The 19,518-nt window shown below is 56.8% G+C and carries 20 protein-coding genes; 12 read left to right on the plus strand and 8 right to left on the minus strand.

All coding sequences use genetic code 11. From position 1 onward, the window contains the following. The first annotated feature begins 166 nt into the window (after positions 1-166). From recA to PJL69_RS02960, 6 genes are all read left to right on the plus strand, one after another. Positions 167-1,240, plus strand: a complete 1,074-nt coding sequence (gene recA / locus PJL69_RS02935; RefSeq protein ID WP_271308319.1) for a recombinase RecA — start codon at positions 167-169, stop codon at positions 1,238-1,240. 20 nt (positions 1,241-1,260) lie between these two features. After that, positions 1,261-1,791, plus strand: a complete 531-nt coding sequence (locus tag PJL69_RS02940) for a hypothetical protein (RefSeq protein ID WP_271308320.1) — start codon at positions 1,261-1,263, stop codon at positions 1,789-1,791. 96 nt (positions 1,792-1,887) lie between these two features. After that, positions 1,888-4,560: an alanine--tRNA ligase gene (gene alaS / locus PJL69_RS02945; RefSeq protein ID WP_271308321.1), complete on the plus strand. Its 2,673-nt coding sequence runs from the start codon at positions 1,888-1,890 to the stop codon at positions 4,558-4,560. 78 nt (positions 4,561-4,638) lie between these two features. Continuing rightward, entirely contained in the window at positions 4,639-4,926 is a 288-nt protein-coding gene (locus PJL69_RS02950) for a DUF1330 domain-containing protein (protein WP_209095567.1), read from the plus strand. 19 nt (positions 4,927-4,945) lie between these two features. Further along, positions 4,946-5,728: a class II glutamine amidotransferase gene (locus PJL69_RS02955; protein ID WP_271308322.1), complete on the plus strand. Its 783-nt coding sequence runs from the start codon at positions 4,946-4,948 to the stop codon at positions 5,726-5,728. A gap of 47 nt (positions 5,729-5,775) precedes the next feature. Continuing rightward, positions 5,776-6,261, plus strand: a complete 486-nt coding sequence (locus PJL69_RS02960) for a hypothetical protein (protein WP_271308323.1) — start codon at positions 5,776-5,778, stop codon at positions 6,259-6,261. A gap of 7 nt (positions 6,262-6,268) precedes the next feature. On the opposite strand, the gene PJL69_RS02965 is transcribed toward PJL69_RS02960, so the two are convergent. The 5 genes from PJL69_RS02965 to PJL69_RS02985 form a co-directional block, all read right to left on the minus strand. Then, positions 6,269-7,327, minus strand: coding sequence for a hypothetical protein (locus PJL69_RS02965; RefSeq protein ID WP_271308324.1), 1,059 nt, complete (start codon positions 7,325-7,327; stop codon positions 6,269-6,271). Between the two features lie 208 nt (positions 7,328-7,535). Further along, positions 7,536-9,356, minus strand: coding sequence for a translational GTPase TypA (typA, locus tag PJL69_RS02970; RefSeq protein ID WP_271308325.1), 1,821 nt, complete (start codon positions 9,354-9,356; stop codon positions 7,536-7,538). 70 nt (positions 9,357-9,426) lie between these two features. Then, on the minus strand, positions 9,427-9,762 hold the full coding sequence (locus tag PJL69_RS02975; RefSeq protein ID WP_209095575.1) for a DMT family transporter: 336 nt from the start codon (positions 9,760-9,762) through the stop codon (positions 9,427-9,429). 15 nt (positions 9,763-9,777) lie between these two features. Then, complete coding sequence (locus tag PJL69_RS02980) at positions 9,778-10,422, minus strand: YitT family protein (protein WP_271308326.1); 645 nt, start codon at positions 10,420-10,422, stop codon at positions 9,778-9,780. Between the two features lie 134 nt (positions 10,423-10,556). Next, entirely contained in the window at positions 10,557-11,771 is a 1,215-nt protein-coding gene (locus tag PJL69_RS02985) for an NADP-dependent isocitrate dehydrogenase (RefSeq protein ID WP_271308327.1), read from the minus strand. 326 nt (positions 11,772-12,097) lie between these two features. Here PJL69_RS02985 and PJL69_RS02990 point away from each other — a divergent pair, with 326 nt between their 5' ends. Both PJL69_RS02990 and PJL69_RS02995 read left to right on the plus strand, forming a co-directional pair. After that, a complete protein-coding gene (locus tag PJL69_RS02990; RefSeq protein WP_271308328.1) occupies positions 12,098-13,861 on the plus strand; it encodes a glycerophosphodiester phosphodiesterase in 1,764 nt (587 codons plus the stop codon). After that, positions 13,854-14,417 carry a hypothetical protein gene (locus PJL69_RS02995; protein ID WP_271308329.1) on the plus strand — a complete coding sequence of 188 codons (564 nt, stop codon included), beginning with the start codon at positions 13,854-13,856 and terminating at the stop codon, positions 14,415-14,417. The genes PJL69_RS02990 and PJL69_RS02995 overlap by 8 nt, the downstream gene beginning before the upstream one ends. Positions 14,418-14,424: 7 nt before the next feature. Here PJL69_RS02995 and PJL69_RS03000 read toward each other — a convergent pair whose 3' ends face one another. The 3 genes from PJL69_RS03000 to PJL69_RS03010 are packed head-to-tail and all read right to left on the minus strand — an operon-like array spanning position 14,425 to position 15,910. After that, positions 14,425-15,006, minus strand: coding sequence for an HD domain-containing protein (locus PJL69_RS03000; protein ID WP_271308330.1), 582 nt, complete (start codon positions 15,004-15,006; stop codon positions 14,425-14,427). Between the two features lie 5 nt (positions 15,007-15,011). Then, complete coding sequence (locus tag PJL69_RS03005; RefSeq protein ID WP_209095585.1) at positions 15,012-15,254, minus strand: hypothetical protein; 243 nt, start codon at positions 15,252-15,254, stop codon at positions 15,012-15,014. Continuing rightward, positions 15,254-15,910 (minus strand): alpha/beta hydrolase, encoded by a 657-nt coding sequence (locus PJL69_RS03010; protein ID WP_209095587.1) that lies wholly within the window; start codon positions 15,908-15,910, stop codon positions 15,254-15,256. Before PJL69_RS03010 ends, PJL69_RS03005 begins: the two co-directional genes overlap by 1 nt. Positions 15,911-16,071: 161 nt before the next feature. On the opposite strand from PJL69_RS03010, the gene PJL69_RS03015 reads away from it, so the two are divergent. Genes PJL69_RS03015 through PJL69_RS03030 form a run of 4 tightly spaced genes read left to right on the plus strand, consistent with a single transcriptional unit; the run spans position 16,072 to position 19,503 of the window. Then, positions 16,072-16,560 carry an Rrf2 family transcriptional regulator gene (locus PJL69_RS03015; protein ID WP_271308331.1) on the plus strand — a complete coding sequence of 163 codons (489 nt, stop codon included), beginning with the start codon at positions 16,072-16,074 and terminating at the stop codon, positions 16,558-16,560. Further along, complete coding sequence (locus PJL69_RS03020) at positions 16,557-17,600, plus strand: cysteine desulfurase family protein (protein ID WP_271308968.1); 1,044 nt, start codon at positions 16,557-16,559, stop codon at positions 17,598-17,600. Before PJL69_RS03015 ends, PJL69_RS03020 begins: the two co-directional genes overlap by 4 nt. A gap of 36 nt (positions 17,601-17,636) precedes the next feature. After that, complete coding sequence (sufB, locus tag PJL69_RS03025) at positions 17,637-19,160, plus strand: Fe-S cluster assembly protein SufB (protein WP_271308332.1); 1,524 nt, start codon at positions 17,637-17,639, stop codon at positions 19,158-19,160. A gap of 28 nt (positions 19,161-19,188) precedes the next feature. Further along, positions 19,189-19,503: a heavy metal-binding domain-containing protein gene (locus PJL69_RS03030; RefSeq protein WP_271308333.1), complete on the plus strand. Its 315-nt coding sequence runs from the start codon at positions 19,189-19,191 to the stop codon at positions 19,501-19,503. Positions 19,504-19,518: the final 15 nt, after the last annotated feature.

Below are 19,518 nucleotides of genomic sequence, written 5' to 3' on the forward strand. Positions count from 1 at the left end.
TTATTATTGATCCGTAAACTAGTTGTTAACCAGCTTCTACGGAAGATGTTCTCATTCTTTTCTATTGATTTGTTCTCCTTTTGATCTCATAAGGTGTTGGAACAAGAGGTGAACACAGGCAGTGATTGCCGCCCGCGTGCGGGTGTGGAATAAGGAACCAAGCAAAATGGCAACGGCAGATCTTTTGACAATGACTTCCAAGAAATCCTCATCCCCGGATAAACAGAAGGCGCTCGACAGCGCTTTGGCACAGATCGAGCGGCAGTTCGGCAAAGGCTCCATCATGAAGCTGGGCGCCGACAACCCTGCACAAGAGATCGAGGCGACCTCGACAGGGTCCCTGAGCCTCGACATTGCGTTGGGCATCGGCGGTCTGCCTAAGGGCCGTATTATCGAGATTTATGGTCCGGAAAGCTCCGGTAAGACCACGCTGACGCTGCACTGCATTGCAGAAGAGCAGAAAAAGGGCGGCGTCTGCGCCTTTGTGGATGCGGAACATGCGCTTGACCCGCAGTATGCCAAGAAGCTTGGCGTCAATCTGGACGAGCTGCTGATTTCGCAGCCCGACACCGGGGAGCAGGCGCTTGAGATTACAGACACGCTGGTGCGGTCTGGGGCTGTAAACATGGTTGTGGTCGATTCGGTTGCGGCGCTGACGCCAAAGTCCGAACTTGAAGGCGACATGGGTGACAGCAACGTGGGTGTGCAGGCGCGTTTGATGAGCCAAGCGATGCGGAAACTGACCGGCTCTATTTCGCGCTCCAACTGCATGGTGATCTTCATCAACCAGATCCGGATGAAAATCGGCGTGATGTTTGGCAGCCCGGAAACCACAACCGGTGGTAACGCGCTGAAATTCTACAGCTCTGTGCGTCTGGACATCCGCCGCATTGGCGCGCTGAAAGACCGCGACGAGGTGGTTGGCAACGCGACCCGCGTGAAAGTGGTGAAAAACAAAGTGGCGCCGCCTTTCAAGCAGGTCGAATTCGACATCATGTATGGCGAAGGCATCTCCAAAATGGGGGAACTGCTGGATCTGGGCGTGAAAGCCGGCGTGGTGGAGAAATCTGGCAGCTGGTTCAGCTATGGTGATGAGCGGATCGGGCAGGGGCGTGAGAACGCCAAGACCTTCCTGAAGGAAAACACACGTATGGCGCTGGAGATCGAAGATAAGATCCGCGCGGCACATGGGTTGGATTTTGACATGCCACCTGTTGATGATGAGCTGTTGGAAGATTGATCCCGTCATGTGAAGATTTGATGCGGGCTTTGCCGCATGTTTTGGCCGCTCCCAAAGACGGGGCGGCCATTTCGCATTTGTGCCTGCGCCCCGAACGTAACACGCGCAAATTTGTGGATGAAATCACCCTGACCAAGGCACAGGGCATTCCCGGTGAGCGGTGGATGACACAGCCGTGGATCCGCACCGAGGCAGGTGATCCCCATCCGGGCATTCAAGTCTGTGTGATCCCCAAGCGGGTGCTCGATCTTGTGTGGTCGCCAGATGAGGACGTGCTTCATCCCGGAGACACTTTTGCCGTCGATCTGGACATGACCGAAGCGAACCTGCCGGAGGGGCAGCTTTTGTCGGTGGGCACCGCTGTGTTGCGGGTGTCTGAGGTGTTCAATGATGGCTGCGTGAAGTGGAAGGCGCGATACGGGAGCGATGTGTATGACTGGGTGCGCGCGCCGGAACATCGCAAATACCGTTTGCGCAGCATTTTGTGCAGCATTGAACAGGACGGTGTTGTGCGGACTGGTGATGTGATGCGGAAAATCGACCAGATATGAGTCCAATTCCGCCAAGCGGGCTTTGACATGTGGACAGGCGGGCGTGGGGGTTATAAACCCGCTTCGATATCGAAACGCACAGGTTGAGAGACCCCCATGGCCAGCTTAAACGACATTCGGTCGACCTTTTTGAATTACTTCGCCAAACAGGGCCATGAGATTGTAGACTCAAGCCCGTTGGTGCCACGCAATGACCCGACGTTGATGTTCACCAACTCCGGCATGGTGCAGTTTAAAAATCTGTTCACCGGTGTGGAAAAACGCGACTATCAGCGCGCGACCACGTCGCAAAAATGTGTGCGCGCTGGAGGCAAGCACAACGATCTGGACAACGTGGGTTATACCGCGCGCCACCACACCTTCTTTGAGATGCTCGGCAACTTTTCGTTTGGCGACTACTTCAAAGATGACGCTATTCCGTTTGCCTGGGAGCTGATTACCAAAGAGTTCGGCATTCCGAAGGATAAGCTCTACACCACCGTCTATCACACCGATGACGAGGCTTTTAAGATCTGGAAGAAGCTGGGCGTGGCAGAAGAGCGGATCATCCGCATCGCCACCTCTGATAACTTCTGGCAGATGGGGCCAACTGGCCCCTGTGGTCCGTGCACGGAAATCTTCTATGATCACGGCGATCACATCTGGGGTGGCCCTCCCGGCTCCCCTGAGGAAGATGGCGACCGTTTCATCGAGATCTGGAACGTGGTGTTCATGCAGAACGAGCAGTTTGAAGACGGCTCGATGAAGGCGCTGGACATGCAGTCGATCGACACCGGCATGGGGCTGGAGCGGATCGGCGCGTTGCTGCAGGGCAGCCACGACAACTATGACACCGATCTGTTCAAGGCACTGATCGAGGCTTCCGCCAATGTGACCTCGACCGATCCTTATGGCGACCAAAACGTGCATCACCGCGTGATCGCAGACCATTTGCGTTCCACCTCCTTCCTGATGGCGGATGGTGTGATGCCGTCTAATGATGGCCGTGGTTATGTGCTGCGTCGTATTATGCGCCGCGCGATGCGCCATGCGCACCTGCTCGGGGCGAAAGATCCTGTGATGCATCAGCTGGTGCCGTCGCTGGTGCAGCAGATGGGCCAAGCCTACCCGGAGCTGGGACAGGCGCAGGCGTTGATTGAAGAGACGCTGAAGCAGGAAGAGACCAAGTTCAAAGCGACATTGGACCGTGGTCTGAAGCTGCTGGATGATGAACTTGGTGGTCTTGAGGAAGGCGCACCGCTGTCTGGTGCAGCGGCCTTCAAACTCTATGATACTTACGGCTTCCCGCTCGACCTGACGCAGGATGCGCTGCGCGAGAAGGGCCGTGAGGTTGACACCGACGGGTTTGACGCCGCGATGGCGGAGCAGAAAGCCAAAGCGCGAGCGGCCCACGTGGGCTCCGGCGATGTGGCCGAAGATGCGATCTGGTTTGATATTGCCGAGGACAACGGGGCTTCCGAGTTCCTGGGCTACGACACCGAGACCGCCGAAGGTCAGGTGCAGGCCGTGCTGAAAGACGGCGCGCTTGTGGAGGCGCTGGCGGATGGCGAAGAAGGCTGGCTGGTGATGAACCAGACGCCGTTTTATGCCGAAAGCGGTGGTCAGGTTGCGGACCATGGATTGGTCGAGCGTCTGGAAAACCGTGATCACCTTGCCCATGTCACCGATGTTCAGAAGTTTGCTGATGGCAAGTTGATTGCCCATAAGGTGAAAGTCGCGCGTGGTGCGATTTCCAAGGGTGATCCTGTGGCGATGATCGTGGATCATGCGCGCCGCACGTCGATCCGTGCCAACCACTCGGCGACCCACCTGTTGCATGAAGCCCTGCGCAATGCGCTTGGCGAACATGTGGCGCAGCGTGGCTCGCTCAACGCGGATGACCGTCTGCGCTTTGATTTCAGCCACAACAAAGCACTGAGCCAGGAAGAGCTGGCCAAAGTTGGCCTCGAGGTGAACGCCTATATCCGTCAGAACACCGCGGTGGAAACCCGGATCATGACCCCGGATGATGCCCGAGAAATGGGCGCGCAGGCGCTGTTTGGCGAAAAATATGGCGATGAGGTGCGTGTTGTTTCCATGGGCCGTGCCAACACCGGAAAAGGTCTCAATGGCGATACCTATTCGCTTGAGCTTTGCGGCGGCACCCATGTGAAACAGACCGGCGATATCGGTGTGTTTGTGTTGTTGTCTGACAGCGCGTCCTCTGCGGGTGTGCGTCGGATCGAGGCGCTGACAGGGGAAGTGGCCTTTGCGCATCTGGAGCGTGAAGCCAAACGTGTGGCCGAAGTGGCCGGTACGCTGAAGGCGCAGCCGGCTGACATCGTGGATCGTGTGAAAGCGCTTCTGGATGAGCGTAAGGCGCTGCAAAACGAGGTGGCCACTCTGCGTCGTGAGCTGGCCATGTCTGGCGGTTCAGGGCAGGGCGCGGGCCCGGAAGCCAAAGAGATCAACGGTGTGAAATTCTTTGCACAGGTGCTTTCAGGTGTGTCCGGCAAAGATCTGCCGCCGCTGATTGACGAGCATAAGGCGCGTCTGGAAAGCGGTGCGGTGCTGTTGATTGCGGACACCGATGGCAAAGTGGCTGTGGCTGCGGGCGTTACGGACGATCTGAAAGGCGACCTGAGCGCTGTGGATCTGGTGCGCGCCGCCGTGGGCGCATTGGGCGGCAAGGGCGGCGGCGGTCGCCCGGATATGGCGCAGGGCGGTGCCAAAGATGCCTCCAAAGCAGACGAAGCCTTTGCGGCTGCTGAAGCGGTGATCGCAGGTTGACCATTTGGTCAAATTCTATTTGGACTGCCCGGCAATTCGCTTAGAGTGTCGGGCAGAACAACAGGATTGGAGAGCCAGATGGGCGCACTTTGGATTGCACATGTCACCGTGACCGACGCGGAGGCCTATGGAAAATACGCAGAGCTGGCAGGCCCTGCGATTGCCAAACATGGCGGCGAGTTCATCGCGCGTGGCGGCAAATTTGTGCAGCTTGAGGGCAAAGAGCGCCCCCGCAATGTGGTGGCGAAGTTCCCCGATGTGGACGCGGCGGTGGCCTGTTATCACAGCCCGGAATATCAAGAAGCACTGAACCATGCGCGCGGCGCAAGTGAGCGCGAATTGATGGTGGTTGAGACCACCGACTGACAGTAAGGAGACTGGCCAGATGTGTCGTTGGGCCGCCTATATTGGGCACCCCTGTTATCTTGAAGATCTCGTCACGCGGCCAGATCACTCGCTGATCCAGCAAAGTATGCAGGCAACGGAATGCAAACCCCAGACCAATGGCGATGGCGTTGGTCTGGCGTGGTATGGGAGCCGCCCGGAACCGGGGCTGTATCGCGATACACATCCGGCCTGGTCTGATCCCAATCTGCGCTCGCTGACCGCGCAGGTGCAATCGGCGCTGTTTCTGGCCCATGTGCGGGCTTCCACCGGCACTGCCACCAGCCGCAACAATTGCCACCCTTTTGCGGTGGGCAAATGGTCCTTCATGCACAATGGGCAGATCGGGGGATTTGAGAATTTCCGCCGCCGTGCGGATATGCTGATCCCGGATGAACTGTATCAGGAACGCAAAGGCGCAACGGACAGCGAAGTGCTGTTTCTCCTCGGGCTGACCGAAGGCTTGCAGGACAATCCACGCGAGGCGATGGAAATTGCTGTGGGCATTTTGGAACGGATGAGCCGCGAACGGGGCAGCACGCCACACATGCGGCTGGCCACAGCGTTTTCCGATGGTGAGACGCTTTACGCGATCCGCTACGCTTCAGACGATCGCGCCCCCACAGTCTATCACAAAATCAGCGACAGCCGCAGTGGCCGCGCTGTGGTGAGTGAGCCTTTGGTGCCCGCCGAAGACGGCTGGGAAGCGGTGCCGCCGGGCAGCTTCTGCAGCTTTCACAAAGATGGCAGCTATGAGATCGTGCCGTTTTCGCCGCTGAGCTGATTTTTTACTCAAGCTTCTTTTTCAAATCGTCTCAGAGAACCAGAAAGATGCGTTTAGTGTTTGCTTCTGCCTTTAAGAAACATTTGTGCACTTTGTTCAAAGTTGCGGTTTTCAGCGTTACTTGTACGAAAGGCCACGCAGATGAAGGCAGCGATTTCCCGCGTGCGTTTGAGTTTACCCGAATAGTTCGTGATGGCGAAATTCTGACGTCGCTGACGTTTGGCTCTGACGCGCTCACGATTTTAGAGCAATACAATAGGCACTGCTACTCGGATGGTCAGGCTAAGGTGGTCGAAATGGCTATTCCCTATGAGTTCATAAAGAATTTGGATGCGGATGAACGGCAGGGAGAGCACTCTATAATGATCGAGCTTGTCAGAACAAGCGAGGAAACCCGCCAGAGCTTTGTGACCAGCGCAAAAAGCTGCGACGGCACTGACTACGGCAACTATATGGGCTCGACACAATTCGTTTTCTTGCATGAGCAAGACGTAGAGACGGTTGTGGAATTTTATCGCGCCAACGTGGACTGAGCTGACCTTAGATCAAAAAGAACTTCACGGCCCAGAACAGGAAGATGCCGTGCAGGATGGGGTAGACCCAGATCACCAGATAGGTGTCGATCTTGCGCGCCAGGGCTTCGCGGCCGGTGGTTTTCATGCGTCGGAGCATGATGTTCACAAGCACTGTTGAGCCGGTGATGACAAACATTCCTGCGAGCAGGGAATCCATGAACGTGAGATAACCGAGCTTTGGCAGCATGGTGGAGATTGCAAAGTTGAAGGCGACAAACACCAGCAGGTTGGCGGAGGCCATGTCGATGCGGCGGCGGTATTCTTCCAGAAAGAAAGTGGCCCAAGTTACAAAGAGGATGATGATCAAGGGTAGCATGATCCGCAGCATGTAATATTGAACATGGCGCTTGCCCGTGAAGCGCAGTGCCACCATCGAGGTATCCCGTTCGCCAATCCCGGCGACAGTGCTGGCGGCGATGCTGGGGTTGGCCAGAATCCATTCTTCTTCGCCCAGAAGATCCCCCATGCCTGTTTTTTCTTCCAGCGGGTAAAACTCTACAAATTCACTGGGGAGAAGAGAGGAGACTTCGATAAAAAATACCTGTTTGTCAAAGGGGTATCTGCGAAAGTTGAAATGTGGGGCCTGGAAGGTTGCGGTGAACCGTTCGGCGTAATGTGTGGTGCCTGTTGCGGAGACCACGATTGTTGATTGCTGCGTGAAGCGGCGTCCCTGTTGATTTCGGAAGATGAAATAGGGCGGGAAAGTTTCGGTTTCTAAAATGGCTTCGGCGAAGTCTTCTGCGCTGTATACTTTGTATTCAGCCCCATGTTCTTCCGGATCAAAAGCCAGTTCGGGATAGTCCACCTGTAGAAACAATGTGCCGACAACGCCGAAATTTTCGGCCTGTTGGTCCACAAAGGTGATTTGATCGATGAAAACGCCAACGCCAACTTCTTTGGGAGCCTCTTGAGAGGTGATGCTTTGAAGGGCTCGGAGTTTTCCGAAGGCTTCCGACTGCGCATGGAGCGCGGCTGTGAAGGCCAAGAGGCTGATGAGAATAGCCGCAATTCTTTGAAACAACATGAGCTGTCAATGACCATAGAAATTCAATTGAGCTTAGCGTCAAACAAATTGCGGTTTTTCTCAAGCCCTAAGTCGAATGAACAATGATTTGGTTGGCCTAGGTTGTCTCCGGTGTTGCGCGCGCAGGCGCAGTGCTGCGAAAAGCAAACGCCAAAAAGAAAAAGCCCCGACGTTGGTCGGGGCTTTTTGTGAAGGTATCGTAGTCGGCTTACTGCGCCGATTTGGACATCCGCTTACGCTCGTGTGGGTCCAGATAGCGTTTGCGCAGACGCACGTTGTTGGGGGTCACTTCCACCAGCTCGTCGTCGTTGATGTATGCAATCGCCTCTTCCAGAGAGAGCACCATTGGCGTGGTCAGGCGCACCGCTTCGTCGGAACCTGAGGCGCGGACGTTGGTGAGCTTCTTGCCTTTGAGCGGGTTCACTTCCAGATCGTTGTCGCGGGAGTGTTCGCCGATGATCATGCCTGTGTAGACGTCAGCCTGTGCGCCGATCATCATCTTGCCGCGATCTTCGAGGTTCCAGAGGGCGTAGGCCACAGACTGGCCGTTCTCCATGGAGATCAGAACACCTGCGCGACGGCCCGGGATGGCGCCTTTGTATTCGGTCCAGCCGTGGAACACACGGTTCAGAACGCCGGTGCCGCGGGTGTCGGTGAGGAATTCGCCGTGGTAGCCGATCAGGCCACGGGAGGGGACATGCGCGATGATGCGGGTTTTGCCTGCGCCTGCGGGGCGCATTTCAACCAGCTCACCTTTGCGCGCACCGGTGAGTTTTTCAATCACCGCACCGGAGTATTCGTCATCCACGTCGATGGTGGCCTCTTCGACCGGCTCCATGCGGACGCCGTTTTCTTCGCGCATGATCACCTGTGGACGGGAGATCGACAGCTCAAAGCCTTCGCGGCGCATGTTTTCGATCAGAACGCCCATCTGAAGTTCGCCACGACCGGAGACTTCGAAAGCCTCGCCGCCGGGGGTGTCTTCGATTTTGATTGCGACGTTGGATTCGGCTTCTTTGTAGAGACGGTCACGGATCACACGGGACTGCACTTTTTTGCCGTCACGACCGGCCAGCGGGCTGTCGTTGATGCCAAAGGTCACGGTGATGGTGGGCGGATCGATGGGCTGTGCCTCAAGCGGCTCATCTACAGCCAGCGCACAGATGGTGTCTGCCACGGTGGCTTTCGCCATGCCCGCGATAGAAACGATGTCGCCTGCCTGCGCTTCTTCGATGTCCTGCTGGGCAAGGCCACGGAAGGCTTGGATTTTGGTGACGCGGAACTGTTCGATTTTCTGGCCGATGCGGGAGATCGCCTGAACGGTGGCGCCCACTTTCAGGGTGCCGGATTCCACACGACCGGTGAGGATGCGGCCCACAAAGGGGTCAGAGCCCAGTGTGGTGGCCAGCATGCGGAAGTCATCGTCCTGACGGGCAACCTGTTTGGGGGCAGGAACGTGGTTCACGATCAGGTTGAAAAGCGCGTGCAGGTCTTTGCGTGGGCCATCAAGCTCTGCATCTGCCCAGCCGTTGCGGCCAGAGGCATACATGTGCGGGAAGTCGAGCTGATCGTCGTTGGCGTCCAGCGAGGCAAAGAGGTCAAAACACTCGTCCAGCGCGCGGTCAGGCTCGGCGTCTGGTTTGTCCACTTTGTTCAGCACCACAATCGGGCGCAGACCCAGAGCGAGCGCTTTGGAAGTCACAAATTTGGTCTGCGGCATTGGGCCTTCGGCGGCGTCCACCAGCAGGACCACACCGTCCACCATGCTCAGGATACGCTCCACTTCGCCGCCAAAGTCGGCGTGGCCGGGGGTGTCCACGATGTTGATGCGGGTGCCTTTCCATTCCACGGAAGTTGGCTTTGCAAAGATCGTGATTCCGCGTTCGCGCTCCAGATCGTTGCTGTCCATGGCGCGCTCCGCCACTTCTTGGTTTTCCCGGAATGCGCCCGACTGTTTCAGCAATTCGTCCACAAGTGTGGTTTTGCCGTGGTCAACGTGAGCGATGATGGCGATGTTGCGAAGATCCATAAGGGCAGCCTTTTCTGTTCGCGCCCGCCCTAACGCGGGTTGGTGCAAAAGGCCAGCCCTTTAATGCGGTTTAGTGCACGGCGGTCTTGGAAAACAGGTTGATGACGAGGATGCCGGCAACAATGAGGCCCAGACCAAGGACGGCGGGCAGGTCGAGCTTTTGGCCGAAAGCAAAATAGGCGATCACAGAGATCGAGATGATGCCAAGGCCGGACCAGACCGCATAGGTGATGCCCACTGGCAGAAATTTAAGGGTCAGTGCCATCATGTAAAAGGCCAGACCGTAGCCGATCACCACAATGATGGAGGGGATCGGTTTGGTGAACTGCTGGCTTGCCTGAAGCGCTGCGGTGCCGATGGTTTCAAATACAACGGCGATCATGAGGATCAGATAGGCTTTGGGCATGGTGCGTCCTGAGTGTCAGCGCGCGATGTAGCGATCGCGCCGGTGGTTGGTTGCGATCATTATATTGGTGATTGCAGCACCGATCATAGAGAAGGCGACAGCGTTTAGGTCAAAAAACGACAGGGCGAGCGCGAATACGCAAAAATCAAACCCTAGTTGAACCCAGCCAGCTTTGATGCCTTTGGTGTCTTGTAGCCAAACAGCGACAATACCAACGCCACCAAGTGTCGCGCCATGGCGGAACAGGGCGATCAGGCCAGAGCCTGCGGTGATGCCTGCGAGGACCGCGGCCACCAGACTGTTGAGGTTACTGATGGTGAAGAAGCTCGGCAGCACATAAGACCAGAGTGAGAGCAGCCCGACAGCCATGAAGGTTTTGATTGTAAACTTTGCGCCCATTCGAAGGTAGGCGATCACATAGAATGGCAGGTTGAAGGCAAAGAACAGCAGCGCAAATGGCACGCCAACGGCTTTGCCGGCCACCAATGCGAGCCCCGCGATCTGCCCGGTGAACAAACCACTGTTTTGCAAAAATGTGACCGACAAAGCGACCAACAAGGTGCCAACGATGAGCCCCTGAAAATCATCAAAGAGGCTGTGTTGTTCGGGGTGCGGGGACTCTAGAAAGCTAACCATGGTCGGGATGTGCGACAAGGGCATGCATCTGTCCAGTGGTCTGGGCGCATAGCCGCTATGAGACAGGCTCAAAGCTTTGACTTTGCACGATGTTTGGGCAGTTGGCGGATTTGGGAGGCGCCCGCTTGGGGCGCCTCGCATGACGTGTGACGATAGGATTAGCCCGCGAGCGCCTTGTTGAGGTTTTCATCGACCTTTTCAAGGAAGCCCATGGTGGTGAGCCAGCCCTGATCTGGGCCAACCAGAAGCGCGAGGTCTTTGGTCATGTGGCCGCTCTCTACGGTTTCGATGATCACGCGCTCCAGTGTCTCGGCAAAGGCGCGCAGGGCGATGTTGTTGTCGAGTTTGGCGCGGTGCTTCAGGCCGCCAGTCCACGCGTAGATTGAGGCAATCGAGTTGGTGGAGGTGGCTTCGCCTTTCTGGTGTTGGCGATAGTGGCGGGTGACGGTGCCGTGGGCCGCCTCTGCCTCCACGATTTTTCCATCCGGGGTCATCAGTTGGCTGGTCATCAGCCCCAGCGAGCCAAAGCCCTGTGCCACGGTGTCAGATTGGACGTCGCCATCGTAGTTTTTGCAGGCCCAGACAAATTTGCCGTTCCATTTCATGGCGCAGGCGACCATGTCGTCGATCAGGCGGTGCTCATACCAGATACCGGCAGCTTTGAATTTCTCTTCAAACTCCTCTTCATAGACCTTTTGGAAGAGATCTTTGAAGCGGCCATCATAGGCTTTCAGAATGGTGTTCTTGGTGGAGAGATAGACCGGCCAGCCTAGGTTGAGGCCATAGTTGAGCGAGGCGCGCGCGAAGTCGATGATCGAGCTGTCGAGGTTGTACATCGCCTGATAGACGCCAGCGGATGGGGCGTCATAGACTTCTTTTTCGATCACGGTGCCGTCTTCGCCGACAAACTTCATGGACAGCTTGCCTGCACCAGGGAAGGTGAAATCGGTGGCTTTGTACTGATCGCCGAAGGCATGGCGGCCCACCACGATGGGGGAGGTCCAGCCGGGCACGAGGCGGGGCACATTGCGGCAGATGATCGGCTGACGGAAAACCACACCACCAAGAATGTTGCGGATGGTGCCATTTGGGCTGCGCCACATTTTTTTGAGGCCAAACTCCTCGACACGCTGTTCATCCGGGGTGATGGTCGCGCATTTGATGGCGACGCCCACCTCTTTGGTTTTCTCAGCAGCGTCGATGGTGATCTGATCTTCGGTGCGGTCACGCTCCTCGATGCCCAGATCATAATAGAGCAAATCGAGATCGAGGTAGGGCAGGATCAGTTTGTCTTTGATGAACTGCCACATGATGCGGGTCATCTCATCGCCGTCCATTTCGACGATCGGGTTTTCAACTTTGATCTTGGTCATGGGGGTCTCCTGTGAGCCGAGTCATTTGCCGCCTGCTTAGAGCAAGATGGGTTTGGTTGAAAGGGTTGTATGCAATAGTATACTAAAATTTCGTAACGCTTAGCGTGATTGAAAGAAGCGGGAAAGAGGCGTCGCGTTGAGGTAACTTTACCCCACTTGCCCCCTGAGTGCGACCTGTGGGTCGGGCGCATAAGGCGGCTCGACCATTTGCGCGGCGGTCGCTACGATCACTCTATTGATTTGAGCGATTGGGGGTGCCGATGCGGCATGTAACGTCAGAAGTCTTAAGGCATTATGCTATGTCCTGGCATTTACGGGTGCCTTTTGTGAAATCTCATCTGGTTTTCAATCTGTTGCTTGCAGCTGTGTTTGCGCCATTGATGGCGGGAACTGTTTTTCTGGCGCTGAAGTTTTCGGGCAAGCCAGCATTGGCGGATTTCGACATTGCCTACTTCCTGCTGTCGCCAATTGGTTTTCTGGCTGGGGTGTTGCTGGCGGGCATGGCGATGGTGCTCTTGACCCTCAACCTTTCGTTTATGATGGCGGTGGCGCTGCGTGATCAGGTTGGGAAGTCTCATGGGTTGTGGGACGGAATCGATCTGGTGATGCCACGGCTGCCCGCTGTTTTGAGACTGGCTGTGCAGATTGCAGTGCGTCTGTTGCTGATTGCGGCGCCGTTTCTGGCATTGGCGGGGGCCGCGTTTTGGTATTGGTTGAGCGCCTATGACATCAACTATTACCTGAGCACACGTCCACCGGAGTTTCAGACTGCCGTTGCTGTGATTGGGGTGACACTGGCGGTGATGCTCGCTGTGCTGTTGTGGCGCAGTCTTGCCTGGGTTCTTTCGCTGCCCCTGGTGCTGTTTGAAGAGGCCCCGGCATTGGCCGCACTCCGGAAGAGCCGGCGCTTGATGGCGGGGCGGCGCTTAGAGTTTGTGGCGCATGTTCTGGTTTGGGCGGCGGTTGGCGCCGTGGTCAGCGTGATCCTATTGGGGGTCGTTGGGTTTGGCCTGCAACTTGGATTGGATGTCTTGGCAGACAATCTTCGCGCAGCGGCCACCTTCCTCATTGTTGCTGTGGTTTGCTGGTCGATTCTGAACTTATTTCTAACCTCATGGACAACAGGAACGCTGGCGTTGACGTTCCTTGATGCGGCGGACTGGCCTGAACAGGTCGCGCAACGCAAGGCGCTGGCGCCCCGTGGGCTTTTGATCGCAGTGGTGGCTGTTGCGGGCCTTTTTGCGGGTGTCGGTGGCGTAGGTGTGGCGGGACTGGCGCAGGTGGATGAAACCCTCCCTGTAGAGGTGATCGCGCATCGGGGGGCGGCGGGCGCGCGCCCTGAAAACACGATGGCCTCAATTCTGAAAGCGATTGAAGATCAGGCGGACTGGGTTGAAATCGACGTGCAAGAAACGGTGGATGGCGCTGTGGTGGTGATGCACGACAGCGATTTCATGAAACTTGCTGGCAATCCGCTGAAGATCTGGGATGCGTCGCTTGCCGATCTGGAAGAGATCGACATCGGCAGCTGGTATGACCCGGCCTATGCAGAAGAGCGCGTTCCGCTGTTGCGCGACGTGCTGCTTGCGGCAAAGGATAAGGCTGGCGTGATCATCGAGTTGAAATACTATGGTCACGATCAGATGCTTGAGACGCGTGTCGCGGCAATTGTCGAGGAAACAGGCATGGCAGATCAGGTTCAGCTGATGTCACTGAAATATGATGCGGTGCAAAAAATGCATGCGCTGCGCCCGGATTGGTCGGTGGGTCTATTGGCGTCTGCGGCGCTTGGCAAAATGTGGGAGCTTGATGCGGATTTTCTGGCAGTGAACAGCGCAACAGTGTCTTTGAATCTGGTGAAATCGGCCCAGGCTGCGGGCAAGCGGGTTTATGTCTGGACAGTGAATGACGCGTTGTCGATGTCTGGCATGTTGTCGTTGGGGGTGGACGGGTTGATCACCGATGAGCCGGCACTGGCGCGAGAGGTTCTGGCAGATCGCAAAACGCTCTCTGGTATTGAGCGGATGATACTGGGGCTTGCCGGGCGGATTGGTCTGGATGTGCAGGGGGGCAGCGACGCCGATGCTTGAACATATCAGGCTGGGGCTGCTGGTTGCGCTGTTTCCGGTGCAAGTGGGCGTTGCGGCGGCTGAGGAGGACGCGCGGGTGTCTGTGCCGGCAAAGGTCGAGATCTGGCGGCACAGTCGCTTGGAGCAAGTGCGGCGGGCGACGCCGGATGCGTTGCTGCCTTTCACCACGGATGGCTGCTCTGGCGGGATGTCAGCCGCTTGGGAGGCGTTGGCTGAACAATCGCCTTGGTTCTTTGAGGTTTTTGAGACGCGCGCGCCTTGGCATGACTGTTGCGTGACCCATGATGAGGCTTATCATCTTGGGGGCGCGGACCCTGCTCCTGAAGCGGGATATTGGGCTCGGGTCAGCGCCGATGAGGCGTTGCGTGCCTGTGTTCAAGAGGTTGGCCGCACACAAAGCGATGCGCTGGCTGCGCAATATGGGCGCGATGCGGAGGAAGTGGCCGCGATTATCACCTTTGTCAGTCAGCGGATGTATGAAGCTGTGCGCCTTGGTGGATGGCCGTGTTCGGGGCTGAGCTGGCGCTGGGGCTATGGCTGGCCGCAGTGTTGGTGAGCTGCGCTTAGGCGCGACCGTCAAACCACGCGGCAATCCGGGCCTTCAGGTGATCCCAGATCGCAGGTGCGCCTTTGGCGACTTTCCAGCCGACGCGGTCTTCAAGCTGTTCGCGGGTGACGTTGTATTCGGGCCACGTGCCGCCATCGGTTTCAAGATTGCCGATCACCGGCTGCACACGGTCAATGCTTTTGGCAAAAACAGCGTCGTCTGTTTCCGCCGCTTCGAATTCATCCCAGAGGGCACGCAATTCGGTGGCTTGATCGGCTGGCAATAGGCCAAAGATGCGATCTGCGGCAGCGCTTTCAGCGGCTTCCATCGCGGCAATGTCATGGTCGCCGTGAATAGGGCTGTCGCCCACGTCGATTTCCACAAGATCATGGATCAGCAACATGCGGATCACGCGGTCAATGTTGATGTCGCGGTTTGCGTGTTCGCCGAGGATCAGCGCATAGAGCGCGATGTGCCAGCTGTGGCTGCCGCTGTCTTCGTGACGATGCCCATCCAGCACCTTGGTGGCGCGATACACAGATTTGAGTTTGTCCACCTCAGTCAGGAAGGCAATTTGCTGGCTGAGGCGATCGCTCATGTGCTTTAATTTTCTGCAGCTGCTTTGGCCGCGCGGGCGGCTTTGACTTTGTTAATCAGAAAGGCGCGGGCCTTTTCTTCGGACATGCGCACGCGCACTTCGGTCAGAAAGGCCTCTTCGAGGGTCTGTGAAGACGCCGCCAGAACATTGCCTACCTCTACAAAGATACGATCATCACCGAGCTCTTTCTGGGCTTTGAGCGTGTCTTCGGCGAGTTTGGCGGCCAGCGTCTCCAGAGACGAACTCATCAGCGGCTACTTTCCGTCAGGCGCCGTTTCACATAGTCGGTCACATTACCGGTGAGCTGATCCATATACTCATCGGTTTCAAAGAAGTGACCGGCACCGTCGATTTCGGTGTGTGTGATGGTGATGCCTTTTTGCTCGTGCAGTTTGTTCACAAGGCCATGTGTCTCTGCCGGGGGCGCAACACGGTCATTTTTGCCGTTGATGATCAAGCCAGAGCTCGGGCAGGGCGCGAGGAAGGAGAAATCATACATGTTGGCAGGCGGAGCCACGGAGATGAAGCCGGTGATTTCTGGGCGGCGCATCAGCAGTTGCATGCCGATCCATGCACCAAAAGAGAACCCAGCCACCCAGCAGTGCTTGGAGTTGTTGTTCATCGACTGCAGGTAGTCGAGTGCGGAGGCCGCATCAGACAACTCACCCACGCCTTGGTCGTATTCGCCCTGTGAGCGGCCCACACCACGGAAGTTGAACCGCAGAACGGTGAAACCCATGTTGTAGAAGGCATAGTGCAGATTGTAGACGACCTTGTTGTTCATCGTGCCGCCAAATTGCGGATGCGGATGCAAAACGATGGCGATGGGAGCGTCTTTTTCTTTCTGCGGGTGGTAGCGGCCTTCGAGGCGGCCCTCTGGTCCTGGAAAAATCACCTCAGGCATGTTTCTCGTCAATCTCCCTCAGAAAGGTTGCCGGCAATTCTTGACGAATTACCTCTGCTACCTTAGAACGCTTCTAAATCGTGTGGCGCTTGTGCGCCATGCAGGTTCTAGCGACTTAAGCTCAGATGCGGCTGAGGTCAATCAGTTCGAGGGAGTCTGATATGAAACTGTCGACAAAAGGGCGCTATGCGGTCGTTGCATTGGCTGATATTGCGTTGCAGCCCGCCGAAAACCTCGTGAGTTTGAATGAGATTTCGAAGCGTCAGGACATTTCATTGCCGTATCTGGAGCAGTTGTTTGTGAAGCTGCGGCGTGCTGGGCTTGTGGAATCTGTGAGAGGGCCGGGTGGCGGCTATCGCCTTGCACGTCCCAGCTCAGAGATTCGGACTGCAGATATTTTGGCGGCGGTGGATGAAACCGTTTCTGCCTTGCACACCGGGGCAGGGGCCAGCGGAGGCTCCAGCGGGTCGCGTGCGCAATCCATGGCAAACCGCCTTTGGGAAGGGCTTTCCGCACACGTGTATGTGTTTCTGCATCAGACACGGCTGTCTGACATAGTGCAGAACGACCTCGCGCCATGTCCGGCTGTGCCGACGCTGTTTTCAGTTGTGGATGAAGGCGCAGATGCTGCGGAGGCTGAACAAGCCTGATGCGCGCCTATCTGGACCATAACGCCACCACGCCCCTGCGCGATGAGGCGAAAGACGCGATGATCGCGGCGATGGATGTGGTGGGAAACCCATCCTCCGTGCATGGCGAAGGACGCAAGGCCAAGAGCCTACTTGAGCGCGCGAGGGCTGAGGTGGCCTCGGCTTTTGGAGCGGATGGGGCGGATGTGATCTTCACCTCCAGCGCGACCGAGGCTGCGGCTTTGGCGCTGCGCGGGCGCGATTTGCTGGGTGCGGATGTGGAACATGACGCGGTTGCGGCGTGGACTTCTGGCACCTTGTCTGTCGACCACGATGGTCGTGTCTCAATTGACGATCCGGCGAACAGCTGTGTGCAATTGGCCAATTCGGAAACCGGTGTGGTGCAGACATTGCCAGAAGGATTGGCGGTCAGCGACATGACGCAGGCATTTGGCAAGCTGCCCGTTGCTTTTAATTGGAGCGGCGCGCAGATGGCCCTGATCTCAGCACACAAACTGGGTGGACCGAAAGGCATCGGTGCACTGGTCGTGAAGCGCGGCACAGATGTGCCTGCGCAGCTTTTGGGCGGTGGGCAGGAAATGGGCCGTCGTGCGGGCACAGAAAACATCATTGGCGCAGCTGGCTTTGCGGCTGCGGCCAGTGCAGCGGCAAGGGATCTGGCGAATGGTGTCTGGGATCGTGTTGCAGAACTGCGCGATTTGTTGGAGGCACGCCTTGAGAGTGAGGCGCCCGGCACCATCTTTGTTGGGAAGGGCGTCAAGCGCCTGCCCAACACAAGCTGTATTGCCACCCCCGGTTGGAAAGGGGAAACGCAGGTGATGCAGATGGATTTGGCAGGCTATGCGGTGTCTGCCGGATCAGCCTGTTCGTCGGGCAAAGTTCGGGCGAGCAAAGTGCTGACCGCAATGGGCTATGACACGCCCACAGCCGCAGGAGCAATCCGGGTCAGCTTGGGGCCCGTAACAACAGAAAACGATGTGATGGGGTTTGCTGATGCCTGGCTCTCCATCCAGAAGAAACACCTTGCCCGTTCCGCTTAGAGATTTGGCAAGGCAGCGAACACATAGGAGTAGCAGATGGCGGCAATCGACCAGACGCAAGTAAAAGAAGGTGTCGATCAGGAGACCGTAGATGCCGTGCGCGAAATGGCGGGCAAATACAAATACGGTTGGGAAACCGAGATCGAGATGGAATATGCCCCCAAAGGGCTGACACCGGATATCGTTCGCCTGATTTCAGAGAAAAACGAAGAGCCAGAGTGGATGACCGAATGGCGTCTGCAGGCTTATGAGCGCTGGCTGACACGCGAAGAGCCAGAGTGGGCGATGCTGGACTATCCGAAAGTCGACTTTCAGGATCAGTATTACTATGCGCGCCCAAAGAGCATGGAGCAAAAGCCCAAGTCGCTGGATGAAGTCGATCCAAAGCTGCTCGCCACCTATGAAAAGCTGGGTATTCCACTGAAAGAGCAGATGATCCTCGCGGGTGTTGAAGGTGCTGAGGATGCGCCTGCAGAAGGTCGTAAAGTGGCTGTGGACGCGGTGTTTGACTCCGTTTCTGTAGGCACGACCTTCCAAAAAGAGCTGAAAGAGGCGGGCGTGATCTTCTGCTCGATTTCTGAGGCGATCCGCGAGCATCCTGAACTGGTCAAGAAATACCTCGGCAGCGTGGTTCCGGTGAGCGACAACTATTACGCCACACTGAACAGCGCAGTGTTCTCTGATGGTTCGTTTGTTTATGTGCCGCCAGGTGTGCGCTGCCCAATGGAGCTGTCCACCTATTTCCGTATCAACGCGGAAAACACCGGCCAGTTTGAGCGCACGCTGATCATCGCGGACAAAGGCTCTTACGTGTCTTATCTGGAAGGCTGTACCGCGCCACAGCGTGACACTAGCCAGCTGCACGCCGCCGTGGTGGAAATCATCATCGAAGAAGATGCAGAGGTCAAATACTCCACCGTTCAGAACTGGTTCCCCGGTGATGAGAACGGCAAAGGCGGCATCTACAACTTTGTGACCAAGCGTGCGGATTGCCGCGGCGACCGCTCCAAAGTGATGTGGACACAGGTGGAAACAGGCTCTGCGGTGACCTGGAAATACCCGTCCTGCATTCTGCGCGGCGATGACAGCCAGGGCGAGTTCTACTCGATTGCGATCACCAACAACCACCAGCAGGCCGACACTGGCACAAAGATGGTGCATCTGGGCAAAAACACCAAATCGCGCATTGTCTCTAAAGGCATCAGTGCGGGTGTGGCGCAGAACACCTATCGCGGTCTGGTGTCCATGCACCCGAAAGCCAAGAACAGCCGGAACTACACGCAATGTGACAGCCTGCTGATTGGCGACAAATGCGGGGCGCATACGGTGCCGTATATCGAGGTGAAGAACAACTCTTCCCGTGTGGAGCATGAGGCGACAACCTCCAAGGTGGATGATGAACAGATGTTCTACTGCCGCCAGCGGGGCATGGACGAGGAAGAGGCCGTGGCGCTGATCGTGAATGGCTTTGCCAAGGAAGTGCTTCAGGCGCTGCCGATGGAATTTGCCATGGAAGCGCAGCAGCTTGTGGCGATCTCGCTGGAAGGCTCTGTGGGCTGATACCAGTCACCAGACGGAGTTTAGAACCATGATCGTAACCACCACCCAGTCTATTGAGGGCCGCACCATCACTGCCTATCAGGGCATTGTTGTAGGTGAGGCCATCATGGGGGCGAATGTGTTTCGCGACTTTTTCGCCTCTATCACCGATGTCGTTGGTGGGCGCTCTGGAGCTTATGAAAGCAAGCTCCAAGATGCCCGCGAAACGGCACTGTCGGAGCTGGAACAGCGTGCTGCGGCCAAAGGTGCAAATGCCGTGGTCGGTGTGGATCTGGACTACGAAGTGGTTGGCGACTCGATGCTCATGGTGTCGGCGAGCGGCACTGCTGTGACTGTCGCCTGACCAAGACTAAGAATA

Source organism: Shimia sp. MMG029 (assembly GCF_027947445.1).
Lineage (GTDB): Bacteria > Pseudomonadota > Alphaproteobacteria > Rhodobacterales > Rhodobacteraceae > Shimia.